Here is a 13038-nt window from a genome sequence, read left to right on the forward strand (position 1 = left end):
CTATGTTCGGAATCGCACCGAGGCTCAGGTTGCGGTTCTGATCCCTGGCTACCAGGCAAGCGTAACAAGTCAAAACCTTGATGCGACGGGAGGTGCGCAGACCGGGCGAGCGGCCCCGCCCGCCCCGAGCTGTTGCTCGAGAACATCCAGCAACTGACGTGCGGAGCGCTCCCACCGGAACTGGCGCGCATGCTCTCTGCCGCGTGCGCGCCAGACGTCGCGTAGCGCTGCGTCGCCCATCAACTGCGCCACTTTGTCGGCGATGTCTTCGACAGAGCGCGCGTCGCAATAGACCGCGGCATCGCCGCATATTTCCGGCAGCGAGGCTTCTCGCGATACAACCACCGGACAACCGCACAACATCGCCTCGAGCGGCGGCAAGCCGAAGCCTTCATAAAGCGAGGGAAACACAAAACAGGCTGCATTTTCATACAGCGCACGCAACTCACCGTCCGATACGAAGCCGGCGGCGACGATGTTCTCCGAGAGGTCGTAGCCCACCTTGGCTTTAGGATTGAAGATCCGCAAATCGCACCCGCCGACAACCACAAACTTCCAGTCGTGACGCTCACTCAGGCGCTCGATTGCGGCAAGCACACGGGCAAGGTTTTTTCCTACTGACAGATTGCCGACCACGAGGACATAACCGTCGTGCTGTAGATTCAGCCGTGACAAAATCAACTTGTCCGCCGCGATTCTGTCGAAATGGTCCACGCCATTCCAGACGACCGAAATACGCGACGCGTCTATCCCGAGACGCGCCATGATTCGTTTCTTCGAGAATTCCGACACCGTCACGATGTGACTGGCGCTGTGCTTCAAGATTGAAAACGCGAAGCGATACCAGAGTCTGAACTTCCAGGAATAGTTTTCCGGCAAATCGTAGACTGCCACGTCATGCATCATGACCACCTGACGACGTGCGAACAACGGCCCCATGTTGCAGAGGCTAAGCAGTGTTCGCCCGCCGGTCGCGAACGGCAGCGCAAGTTGCTCCCACGAAGAACCCTTCAACCAGCGCCCGACCGTTTTTGCTTTCGGCAGCGCGACGTCCGTGCGCGCGTCAACGGGAAGTAGCAACGGGAGGTCGGTGTCCTCGGGAAACAGCCGCTGAAACGCCATCGCCAGTTCATAGCCAACGCGTTGCACGCCAGTGATCCGCTGCGATGCGAATTTGCCGTTAATTGCAAACCCCGCAAACGGTACCGGCCAGTTGCGACTTTGCATCGCGCCAGCGTCGGTTGGCGTCGCCGTCTGAACGGAAACAACTTTCCGATGAGTGTTGGATCGCTCCGCAAACTCGTCCATCAGATATCTCCCCAGATGATCCTGAGACCGCAGCGCCGTGCGCCCAGGTTTCGCCCGCGACGTTCGAATTACGTCGCCTGCCGATTTGTCGCACCATTCCGGCGTGCCAGACGGTGCGGGTGCCGAAGCCGGTCGCCAGCCATCCCAAGGCTGCATTAAGCAATCTCGCGGGAAGCTCCCTCAGTACGGTTTCACACACAAGGCCCGGCGGCAAACGTAAGCGCGCCGCCGACAGCTTTGAAAGTTCGATTCCGTACTGATGAGTGGAGCCGGGCACCCTATTTTGGTCTGGCCTGTTGCCCAGAAAAAGCGGCGTCCCGCGTGGCCTCTCAGCACCTGCATCTTTGCTCGTCGAACCGAACGGGCTATTTCCACGAGCGATTCAACGAGGATGATCCCATGCTGACGATTCACCTCCATCGAAGCCTTTTAAAACCATCCCTACTCCGGCGCACTACGCTGTCCGCATTCTTTTTTCTGGCTTTCTCGAGCGCCTCATATGCTCAGTTTCAGATACGCCTCGCTAGTCCGCCGGGCTCGCTAGTCATGCCGATAAACGGAAAGAAGATCGTCCGGTTCGTCGTCGCGACGCCGGACGATATGCGCCAGGCAAAGTTAACGGTTAGCGTGTTCCCCTATGACAGCAACGGCAAATTGATGCCGGCTGCGCTCACCACGTACCAGAAAGCCATCAGCGAAATACCGGGAGGCAAGGCGATCGACGTCAGCATAGCCGTACCGCGCTCTGGTTTGTTCCGCGTCGACGCGACCTTCAAATCACCAGATGGAGAAACGCTCGACAAGACAGCGACCACGCTGGCCGTCGTCACGAAACGCGACGAAGTGGGGCCTTCCGACTTCGGTGTCGTCACCCATTTTGCTCAGGGCGGCACACCGCCGCCTTCGGTACTGTTGCCGCTCGTCAAGCAGGCCGGGTTCTCGTGGATTCGAGACGAACTCTATTGGGAGGCAATCGAACGAACGCCAGGACGCTTTAACTTTCCCGCGCGTTTCGATACGTACCTTGCCGCATGTGCCCAGTTCGGCATTTCGCCTTTAGTCGTTCTCGACTACGGTAACCCGGTTGCTTACCCGGCGCTCTTTTCGCAATCGAACTTTCCGCAGTCACCCGAGGCCCGGGCGCGGTTTGCCCGATACGTTGATGCTGTGGTCGCCCGGTACGGTAGGACGGTTAAGCATTGGGAGGTTTGGAACGAGCCGGATTTCGGCAAGATCAACTACCCCACCTACCTTGCCCTTTTGAAGGACACGTTCGGCGCCATCAAGCAACGAAGTCCGGACGCATCCGTGATTTCCTGCGGCGGCGGCGGCTCGGGCGGCGGCCCGGGGGGTGATTGCATTGTTGGATTGATGAAGGGCGGAGGGCTGAACGACCAGGACGGCTTTAGCGTACATCCCTATATGCCGCCCAATACGCCAGAGAGAGGCTATCGAGCCACGGGCGCGCCGATCGATTTCGTGAGCATTCCAACGGTGTGGCCCTACCTGAAACGACTGACTGCAGACAATGTGAAAGCAGATGGGCGACCACTACAGATTTGGGTGACGGAGTTAGGCTGGCCTGTGAATCCTAAAGACCCGGGGCAAGATGAAGCAACGCAGGCGTCCAATCTCGTGCGCACCTATTTGCTGTCGCGGCGCTATGGCACGGTCAAGGTGGTGTTTTGGTACGACTTTGTCGACGATGGCACCGACGTCAACAACATCGAGCACAACTTTGGCTTGCTGCACCACGATTTGACGCCCAAACCGGCGTTCGTCGCTGCTTCGGTATTGAGCAGCACGGTCGGCAAGCGTAACTGGGCAAAGGCGCTAGTCGACGCGGAGAGCGTCAAGGCGTATCAGTACGGAACCGATGATCCAGTCGTCGTCGGCTGGACCACCGATGGCAAGGAAAGTACGGCCTCCTTACACCTGCCGGCCGGAAGATATGTTCAGCGCGACTGGCAAGGTGTCGATACGCCTGTAACGATCACCGCACAAAGCTTCGACTGGCGAGTGGGCCCGATGCCCCGTTACCTCATTGCAGATAGACAGTAACCTACGGTGTCGTCGGTCCGAGTAGCCGGCGCCGGTATCCGCATCCCGTCGATCAGTATGCGCCGTCGCGCCGGATCACCACGGCGACCGTCTTCAACATGATCATGATGTCGTACCAAAGCGACCAGTTTTTCACATACCACGCATCCAGGAAAACGCGCCGCGCGTAATCCGTATCATTGCGACCGCTCACCTGCCAGAGACCCGTCATGCCCGGCTTTGCCAGGAAATAGTAAGCGGATTCCTCTCCGTACCGGACGATCTCCTTTTCGATTACCGGGCGCGGTCCCACAAGGCTCATATCCCCGCGCAGCACGTTCCACAACTGCGGCAATTCGTCGAGGCTTGTTTTGCGCAGTAGCGCACCAATTGACGTGATCCGGACATCGTCCTTCAGTTTGAAATCCTTCTCCCATTCGGCCCTTGCGACTGGATCGCGTTCGAGCAATTCCTTCAGCACCTTCTCGGCATCAGGCACCATCGAACGGAATTTGTAGCAGTTGAACTTTTTGCCGTTTTGTCCGATACGCGTGTGCCCAAAAAACGCGGAACTACCGTCCTTGGCCACCAGGGCCGCAATGATCGCGAAGATGGGCAGCAGCATGAGTAACAGAAATCCTCCCACCACGACGTCGAAGCTCCGCTTGAGAACTCTGGCCGAAAAACGCGCGAGGTTGTTTTGCACGCGCAACATCATCACTTCGTGGCCGAAGAAGTACGATATGTCGGTACCGCATAACGGCACGCCACGCATTGATGCCATCACAGTGACGTCGCGAATGCCGTACTTCGTGAGTCCACGAACCCACATATCGCGCAAAGCGCGGTGATCGTGCTCCAGCGCTATCACAACCTGTATGCCAGGCAACGATCTGAACGTCGCGGGGGTAATGCCCTGCAGAATGGGGGCGTCCGAGACAAAGATCGCCTCTTTGTCCACCGCGGCCTGGGCGTCCGGCGCGACATAGGCGATCACGTCCACACCCAGAAACGACTGGTTCGACAGTGCCCGCCTGGCTTCCAACGCGCTTTCCCCACACCCGACAATGAGCGTTGGCCTTTTCCACAGGTTTGCCCAGTCGAGTGCGCGCTTTGTCACCGATCGGAACACGGGCACGCAGATCAGGGCGCCGCTCCAGGTCAAGGCCCACCATCCGCGCGAAAACGTACCTTTGGCCAGCGCGGTAAGCGCCAGATGAATGACCGCGAGCACGATCAACATCCGGAAAATCTCCTGGAGCTCACGCCACATGGGCCTGCGACAGGAGTAGTGCCGCAACCTCGCCCAGAACCACACGGTTCCAATACAGGCTAGCGCCAGGTAGATCAGCATGGGCTGATGTGAAAAGATCGACCACACGCTCTTCTGCGACTCGGCGACAAAGCTGCCCAGCACGCGATTCGTCACCAGGAGTGCCACAGTAAAGCCAACAATGTCCGCGGCCGCCAGTGCGACTTTATTCGTCAGGGCAGGAAATGGAGTGACGCCCAGTTCAGGCAGTGATGCGTATTCGATTCTGATGGTTGAGTTCACTTGGCATTTCCTCGTGTTGAGCAGCCGGCAGACCTTCCAGACCGATTAGGATGGAAGCGAAGTCACGCCAAACTCCGCCGGTTCTTCTTCGACTGCCATGGCGCACACCGGCGGTCGAATTGACGCACGGAGCTTGCGCCAGACGCGAGAATTCCGGTGCGATTCCATGGCCTTCAGGACGACTGCCAGGAACCCCCGACGAAAAGCCGCCTCGGAAAACCGCTCCGCATTGGCGCGACAACTGTCGGGCAAAAATTGATCGGCGCTCGCTTCAAATCTGCGTACCGCAGCTTGCACTGATTCGACTGTCTGCTCGTCGAAGAACACACCCGTCGGCTGCGGCTGTGTGTCGTCGATCACCGTTTCACACGCCCCGCCCTTACCGAACGCAATCACAGGGGTGCCGCATGCCTGTGCCTCCACAATCGAGATGCCGAAGTCTTCCTCTGCAGCGAATACAAATGCCCGCGCACGCTGCAGGTAGTCCCTGAGGACGGGGAAGGGCTGATGCCCCAGGATTACGACGTTGGGTCCCGCCTTGGAACGGATCTTTTCCATATCGGGACCGTCCCCGATCACCACCAGCGAACGTTCAGGCATGGCCGAAAAGGCCTCCACTACCAGATCCACCTTTTTGTACGGCACCATTCTGGAGACCGTGACGTAAAACGACTCCTTGTGCGTGCCTAACTCGAAAGCCTCGGTGTCTACCGGGGGGTAAACGACTGTCGCATCGCGGCGGTAAACACGATTAACACGGCGCGCAATAAAGTCCGAATTGGCAACGAACGTATCGACTCCGTTCGCCGTACGCACGTCCCACGTGCGTATGTAGTGCAGCGCGACGCGCGCGAACAACGAACGAAAGCCCTTCAGCAGATTCGCTTCCGTCAGGTACTGATGCTGCAGATCCCACGCATAGCGGATGGGCGAATGAACATAGCTGATATGAAGTTGATCGGGTCCTACCAACACGCCCTTCGCAACGGCATGCGAACTTGAAAGAACGAGATCGTAAGCAGACAGGTCAAACTGCTCGATCGCTAGCGGAAAGAGCGGCAAATAGTTACGGTACTTGCGTTTGGCGAACGGCAGCTTTTGCACGAACGAGGTCGTCGCCCTCTTCCCTTTCAAAAAAGCACGATCATCCATGAAGTCGATCAAGCTAAAGACGTCGGCTTCAGGAAAGCATTCGAGCATCTGTTCAACCACGCGTTCGGACCCGCCAAATGTCACTAACCATTCATGAACAATTGCAACCCGCATCGCGATACCTCCATGATTGAACGGTTCAGCAACCGTGGCGCGGTCATGCCGCAGTGCGCCATTACTGCCGATCCTAGGCGGCACCTTGCTACCCTTCGGTTCGGATTCGCACAGAAGGCCTTCCGGCTGAACGATGAATTTGCGACGTCACCGACGATCACGTCGAAGAGAACATGCAACGCGTTCAGTTGAAGACGAGACGCCCGGCGAGACTGCGCGCTTTGCGTTGCGAGATCGGTGAGACAGCCACGGCGGCCACCATCATTGACAGCCACATGAGGAGAAGGAAAACGAAAATCTGAGTTCTAGATGCGCGAAGCAGGGTTGTGTAGTGAAATGCGAAGCCTACTAATCCCGTCGCCACAGTGCGCGCGACCATATCCCTGTACCACCTCACGTTGATTCCTGGCAGGAATTTGCGGTGCACGATACTGACCCAGACGAGCACCCGGAACAGACCTAACGCAAGCCACGCGTAAGCCACGCCGACTGCCCCATTGTTGAGCGAACCCAGGAAAACGGCCGGTACGAGAATCACCAGGAATGCGACGTTACCCTTGATCTGCAGGGACAGATTTCCTTGCGCGCATTGCACGAGGAAAGCCAACTCCGCAATAGCGGAACATGCGTTACCGATCGCATAGCACTGCAGGACACGCCAGGCTTCCGGCGTCGAGGGCGCGCTCGCTGACCACAGCCTGAGAACGAGGTCAGGCGCTATCGCAAAGATCATTGCAGCAGGAATGACCACGATCATCGTGATCTCGCTCGCGAGCAGATAGCTCGGTATGATGTTCCGGCTATCGCCCACGCCGTTGGCGGCAAAGCGCGGAATAAACGCCTGCTGGACCGGATTGGCCAGCAGCAGGATACCGCTGGCGAGAAGCGTGGCCATGCTAAATACGCCGAATGCTTGCAGAGACAGAACCTTCGACAGAATGACCTTGTCGATCTGCGTGGTGGTCGCCCACACGAGCGCGGAGAACGCGATGGACAGTGACAATCTTGCGCGCGCCGATAATGCGGCGCGCGAAAACGTTCGCGTGAGTAGCGGCGCTTTTATCACGCGGGCAAGCAGCAATCGCATGACCAGACTTTCGCCGGCAATTGCGCCCAGTTGCCACAGGAAAAAAACGTCGATTTGCGGCCACCTCGCGATGACGGGAACAACGAGCGCAGCCCGGATGACGGCAAAGCCCACAACCACTCCGTTGAGCGTGGCTTGCCTGTCTATGCCCACCATGCCTGCTCGATAGACCGAAGAAAGCCAACGCGACGAAGCGGTTAAAACCATCAAGACAAACGCGCTTTCGATTTCGTGCGCAGGCAACCCCGCCGCGTGCAACCAGTCTTTCGCAAAGAACGGTGCCACCAGCAAAGAAAGCACGAAGAGCAGCGTGCACATGGCCGCCACGAATTTTTCGAGTGACTGCAGGAGGACACTCGCCTCCTTCCTTGATGCTTCATCCTGCGCGCGCGCAAGTTCGCGACACAATGTGGGCGAAAGTCCAAGATCCAATATCTGCACCCACGCTTGCAACGCGGCATTGAGCGCGATCAGACCATACGCTTCGACGCCAAGATATCGAACGTACGCCGGCACCATGACGATGCCGAGCGCAACGGTAGCAATCTGGCCAGCATAGTTGGCGAGCAGGCTGCGTCTAAGCATCGTCGTAAGAGGAGGAGGGAATACATTGCGCAGTGACTGTAGCCGCCCCAAATCATGAGCAATGTGCGAATGCGAACACAGCCCCTTCCGGCGACTCCGCATCAGGATCACTACAAAGTGGTTCGGATGCCGAATCGTAACCGGCCACCGCCCGATCGCAGACCACGGGCTATTCGTCGAATAGCGGCGAATATTGGCAGTTCTTTCAAAAATGCCCGGCCCGAGCCGTATGTCACACTATGACTGTCAACCCATTATTCCGCGCGACACAGCGCGACTTTTCGTGGACGCCATGCGCCTTTTGACCATCCTTGCCATACTCGAAATCGTTGCGGTAATTTTTGCCGTATCGTTATGCGTGGCGGCGCGGCGCACCGATGAACGAACGGAACGCGCGCTATCGCACGACGAAGTCGAGGCCCGACGGCAGGTTGACGACGTGCGTCGGCACGTGCGGCGGGCCCCGTTCCGCAAGCGCATGACGTGGCGCTGGCTGGCGGCCGTGCTGCGAACTCGCGATCATGACAAAAGCGGCAACTGACTCTGGGTGCTGCCCCGCCACGTGACTTTCAGACGTCAACGTCCGCTACAGACCACCTGGCGTTCGCGCTCCCTGTCTCTGCGGTACACGGGCGGTGGCGAGGCAATCGGTGTGGCCCCTTCTTTCTCTGCCGCACTAGCGAGCAGCAGCCGGCGGAATTCCCGTTTGACGATCCCATAGCACTCGCAGGCATGCTCTTCCAGACCTTCGCGGTCGAGTACGGTAATGTGACCCCGACGCATGCTGATGAGTCCGGCGTCCTGGAGCTTGCCCGCCGCTTCCGTCACGCCCTCGCGACGGACGCCGAGCATGGTCGCGATCAGTTGCTGGGTGACGACCAGTTCGTCCGACTTCAGCCGATCATGGGTGAGCAGGAGCCAGGAGCTCACCTGCTTGACGATGTGATGGTGCCTGTTGCAAAGCGCATTCTGAGCGATCTGGGTGAGTAACGCCTGGATGTAAAGCAGCATCAGCTTATGCACGGGGCCATGCTGCTCGAACTCGCGCTTGAATATCTGGGCGCTCATGGAGTAGGCATAGCCGCCGCTGCGCACTTCGATACGGTTGGGCATGGTCGCGCCGCCCATCAACACCGGAACGCCGATCACGCCTTCGTTACCGACAGCGGCCACCTCCGCAGTCGCGCCGTCCGCCATCAGAAAGAGCATCGACACAATCGCCGTAGTCGGGAAATACACGTGTTTGACGGTTTCGCCTGAGTCCGAGAGTAATTCACCAGCGCGTAATCGCTGAAGCTTGAGGTGAGGAGCCATCAATGCCATCTCGGGCTCCGGTACGACGGCTAGCAGGTGATTCGCGAATGGATAGTTCGTAAAGTCGAGCATGGTCGTTTCCTGCCGGTCTTAGCACACCAAAAGGCATGCAGAGTGTGAGGGCAACGGTTTACCGCCTAAAAATTACTGCACTGCGATAGTCCACTGAAGTGCCCGGTAGAAATGCCCGAAGGCATTACCCCATGGGCATCCCTTCTTTAGCCAGAGGCGTGCCATACGTTTCAAACGACTGTTTTTAAAGGACTTTATTAATAGATGTCGATCGGGCGCCGGATTCGGTCCGCGAACCGTCTCATATCTGAACAACTTTGCGGGCTCAGCGAATTTCTGTGGCGCGGCGCAATAATTGCTGCGACGCGGTGCGTTTCGAGATAGACGTACGCCCTGCGGGCTATGGCGGAAGATAGGGTTCGCAATATGCCCCGCGAGCGCGAGAGAGGGCAGCGCCGAACACCCGAGTTCGAACCAAAAGTGTCTCAGTTCTGAACCATGCTTAAACTCCAGACATCACGTCTGGATGATTAATTCGCTATCCTGCGTTCCTCTTTCTAATCATACGAATCATCACTTTAAACGACGCGCGGATTAGCGTGGCTAACCATGCTTCGCGTATTACATAACCACGTCGCAAACCGTTAAGTTCGAATCCGCACAGAGAGGCTCTTGTTACCGACATATGGTGTCCCCGTTACCACTTCGTTGTCTGAATCAGGGCGAGACCCTTCGCAATGACGAAGGCTTGCCCACCTAAAACGGAGCCGCCGGATGACTATCGCATTTGCGCCTCAATCGAAACTGCTGCAGTTCACGTCCATGACTGACGAGCGACTATCGATCCAGCCGGTGATTCTGGCGGGCGGGGCCGGCACGCGACTGTGGCCCCTCTCCCGCGAGCAATATCCGAAAGAACTCATCGAGCTGATTGGAGAGGAGTCCCTGCTGGCCACGACCGCACGACGCCTTGATGGCCTTGAAACGTTGTGGCCGGTTTCCAGCACCCTGCTTTTAGTGTGTGGCGAGAATCATTGCCACATCAGTGCGGAACAGCTAGGCGAGTGCGGCAAACCGTCTCGCATTCTGCTTGAACCGTCAGCACACAACACAGCGCCTGCGCTCACTGCGGCGGCGCTGGAGGCGGTCGCCGGGGACAAGGATGCCGTGCTCGTTGTGATGCCTGCAGATCACGTTGTCCCCGACGCACCCGCATTCCAGGGCGCCGTGTCGCGCGCCGCGCACTATGCCGCCGACGGCGCCGTCGTCGCCATCGGCATCGTGCCCCGCCACGCCGAGCCGGGCTACGGATACATTCGGGTAGGCGTGCCGTTGGGAAGCGATGACGGCTTCGTCATCGACCGGTTCGTCGAAAAACCACACCGTGAGCTTGCGGAGCAGTACGTTCGGTCCGGCGAATATTGGTGGAACAGCGGCATCTTCGTTGTCCGGGCTTCGGTCTGGCTATCGGTTATCCATGAGCTGCACCCGGCGATTTACGCCGCCTGCGAGGCCGCACACCGCAACCGTTCACTGGTCGGCAAGTTCGTGCATCTCGCTGCGAGAGACTTCGACGGTTGTCCTGACGAATCGATCGATTACGGTGTCATGGAACGACTCGGCGAATGTAAGGGCACCTGCGGCGTTGTTGTGCCGATGGATTCGTCGTGGTCCGATGTCGGCTCATGGGATGCCGTCTGGCAGATGATGCCGAAGGATCCGAGTGGAAACGTGGCGCGCGGCCGGGTCATCTTCGAAGACACCGTCAACACCTTTGCGCACTCCCAAGGTCGTCTCATTGCGTGCGTTGGTTTGAACGGCGTAGTAGTCGTCGAAACAGCGGATGCGATCCTCGTCGCGGACAAGCAGAGCGCCCAGCAGATCAAGTCCGTCGTGTCACGTATTCGTGCTGAGCACGGTTCAGAAGCGGATCACCATCGCATGGTGCATAGGCCGTGGGGTTTTTACGATTCGCTGGACTCGGGCGATCGCTTTCAGGTGAAGCGTATCGTCGTCAAGCCGGGCGGCAGCCTGTCGCTGCAGATGCATCACCACCGGGCAGAGCATTGGGTTGTCGTTCGCGGGACAGCGCAGGTGACGTGCGGCGAAAAGACCTTCCTGCTGAGTGAAAATCAGTCTACCTATATTCCGCTCGGCACGGTGCATCGCCTGAGCAACCCGGAAAAGACAGCGCTTGAGATGATCGAGGTGCAGTCCGGTACGTATCTGGGCGAAGATGACATTGTCAGGTTCGAGGACAACTATGGACGCATGCATTCCTGACGCGCTCAATCTTTGCGCCGGGTGTTGCCCACTTTGGCGTAGCGATCCTCCCACGCTTCCTGTTCCGCGTCGCATGCGGCGGGGACATCCGGGCATCGCGTGGAAGCGGCAATGCCGTCCCGATGCGCACGGCCGTCGTGGTTCGCCATTAGCCGGTAGAGTGTCGCACGCGAGATGTCGAGCTCGCGTGCTGCGTGAAGTGACCGGCCGCGATGACGACGCAGGGCCGCTGCAATGGCATTTCGTTCCGCGGCTTCGCGCACCTGGGTCAGCGTGTTGTCGCCTTCGCTCAACAGATAGTGCAGTTCCAGCTCGGCCGGGCCAAGCACGCGCCTATCCGACATCACGATCGCACGACGGATGCGGTTCACGAGCTCGCGAACATTACCGGGCCAGCTATGCGCGTACATCGCCTTAATCGCTTCACCGGAGAATCCGCGGATCCGATGAGCGGCGTCGGCGCGGTATTTTTCCAGTATGTGATATGCGAGTACCTCGATGTCCTCGCCACGCTCCCTGAGCGGTGGCTCCGCTATGCGCAACACACACAGCCGGTGATAGAGATCTTCGCGAAACGTTTGCTCGGCGACGGCCTTTTCGAGCGCGACATTAGTTGCGGAAATGATCCGCACGTCCACATCGATGGACTCCGTACTACCGAGCCGCTGAATCTTCCTGTCCTGCAGAAAACGCAGCACGATAGACTGACTTTCGAACGGCAAATCACTGATCTCGTCGAGGAACAGCGTGCCGCCGTGCGCAGCCTCGATGCGGCCAATTTTACGTTGGAACGCACCCGTGAAGGCTCCGCGTTCATACCCGAACAACTCGGATTGCACGAGATGATAGGGAAGCGCCCCGCAATTGATTGCTACCAAGGGGCCATTGCGCCGCACCGAACGCTTGTGGATGGCCACGGCCGTCAATTCCTTACCCGTGCCCGACTCGCCGGAAATCAGCACGGGTGCGTCGCTGTTCGCAACTTTGGTTATGGCGCGAAACAGCTCTTTCATCGTACGACAGGTACCGACCATTTCATTGTCAACCGTGAGCGGATCTGGTTCCGTGCTGAGTACCATCATGCCATGCTCATGCCCAATGGTATCGACAAGGCTGTCGAGCTCATAAGGAACGGTGACAAACCGTGAGAAATACCGCCGGATCACACTGCGCTGAAGTTCGTTCGTTAGCTGAGGCACGGCGAGGATGCCGACCCAGCCTATCCCCCCCGTGGCGAAGCAAGATTGGAAACTGGCAAGTTCGCGTGACGAGAAGCCGCTCGCGAAATCGAACACGCCTACGGTTGGATGGTGCGCGGCGAGATAAGCCCTTGCCGCCCGACCGGATCTCAGCGGCGCAACCTCCCAGCCACGTTGTCCGAGTTTGTCGCACAGACTCCGCTCGGGTGAACGGGACACATAAACTAACGATCGATAAGATTGGTTGTCCAAATCGGAACCTTTTCCTGTTGATGATCCTTTACCCAGGACTGCCAGGACTATCACCCCATTTGGTATGCGGATTGTTGAAATTGTCGTATGCGGATCCGTAAATAAAATCGACTTCCACGCAACAGCAATTCTTGTCG

Annotated in this window: 9 protein-coding genes; 3 read left to right on the forward strand and 6 right to left on the reverse strand. The window is 58.2% G+C overall.

The window, feature by feature from the left end:
- Nucleotides 1-69: 69 nt before the first annotated feature.
- Nucleotides 70-1227, reverse strand: coding sequence for a glycosyltransferase family 4 protein (locus P3T25_RS17150; RefSeq protein ID WP_266260677.1), 1158 nt, complete (start codon nucleotides 1225-1227; stop codon nucleotides 70-72).
- 480 nt (nucleotides 1228-1707) lie between these two features.
- Between P3T25_RS17150 and P3T25_RS17155 the strand changes: the two genes are divergently transcribed.
- Nucleotides 1708-3369 (forward strand): beta-glucosidase, encoded by a 1662-nt coding sequence (locus P3T25_RS17155; RefSeq protein ID WP_429358476.1) that lies wholly within the window; start codon nucleotides 1708-1710, stop codon nucleotides 3367-3369.
- Between the two features lie 52 nt (nucleotides 3370-3421).
- Here the strand turns inward: P3T25_RS17155 and wbaP are convergent, their stop codons facing one another.
- The 3 genes from wbaP to P3T25_RS17170 all read right to left on the reverse strand — a co-directional run bounded on the left by wbaP (nucleotide 3422) and on the right by P3T25_RS17170 (nucleotide 7841).
- A complete protein-coding gene (gene wbaP, locus P3T25_RS17160; RefSeq protein WP_266239599.1) occupies nucleotides 3422-4903 on the reverse strand; it encodes an undecaprenyl-phosphate galactose phosphotransferase WbaP in 1482 nt (493 codons plus the stop codon).
- A 45-nt stretch (nucleotides 4904-4948) separates the two neighbouring features.
- Nucleotides 4949-6169 carry a glycosyltransferase family 4 protein gene (locus P3T25_RS17165; protein WP_154559472.1) on the reverse strand — a complete coding sequence of 407 codons (1221 nt, stop codon included), beginning with the start codon at nucleotides 6167-6169 and terminating at the stop codon, nucleotides 4949-4951.
- Nucleotides 6170-6353: 184 nt separating this feature from the next.
- Nucleotides 6354-7841, reverse strand: a complete 1488-nt coding sequence (locus P3T25_RS17170; protein ID WP_154559474.1) for a lipopolysaccharide biosynthesis protein — start codon at nucleotides 7839-7841, stop codon at nucleotides 6354-6356.
- A 283-nt stretch (nucleotides 7842-8124) separates the two neighbouring features.
- On the opposite strand from P3T25_RS17170, the gene P3T25_RS17175 reads away from it, so the two are divergent.
- Nucleotides 8125-8382 (forward strand): hypothetical protein, encoded by a 258-nt coding sequence (locus tag P3T25_RS17175; protein WP_429358477.1) that lies wholly within the window; start codon nucleotides 8125-8127, stop codon nucleotides 8380-8382.
- A 35-nt stretch (nucleotides 8383-8417) separates the two neighbouring features.
- Here P3T25_RS17175 and P3T25_RS17180 read toward each other — a convergent pair whose 3' ends face one another.
- On the reverse strand, nucleotides 8418-9227 hold the full coding sequence (locus P3T25_RS17180) for a Crp/Fnr family transcriptional regulator (RefSeq protein ID WP_154559477.1): 810 nt from the start codon (nucleotides 9225-9227) through the stop codon (nucleotides 8418-8420).
- A 762-nt stretch (nucleotides 9228-9989) separates the two neighbouring features.
- Here P3T25_RS17180 and P3T25_RS17185 point away from each other — a divergent pair.
- A complete protein-coding gene (locus P3T25_RS17185; protein WP_429358503.1) occupies nucleotides 9990-11450 on the forward strand; it encodes a mannose-1-phosphate guanylyltransferase/mannose-6-phosphate isomerase in 1461 nt (486 codons plus the stop codon).
- Nucleotides 11451-11455: 5 nt separating this feature from the next.
- Here P3T25_RS17185 and P3T25_RS17190 read toward each other — a convergent pair whose 3' ends face one another.
- Nucleotides 11456-12901, reverse strand: a complete 1446-nt coding sequence (locus P3T25_RS17190; RefSeq protein WP_429358478.1) for a sigma 54-interacting transcriptional regulator — start codon at nucleotides 12899-12901, stop codon at nucleotides 11456-11458.
- Nucleotides 12902-13038 lie beyond the last annotated feature (137 nt).

It is taken from the genome of Paraburkholderia sp. GAS32, assembly GCF_050434225.1.
GTDB classification, from domain to species: Bacteria; Pseudomonadota; Gammaproteobacteria; order Burkholderiales; family Burkholderiaceae; genus Paraburkholderia; species Paraburkholderia madseniana.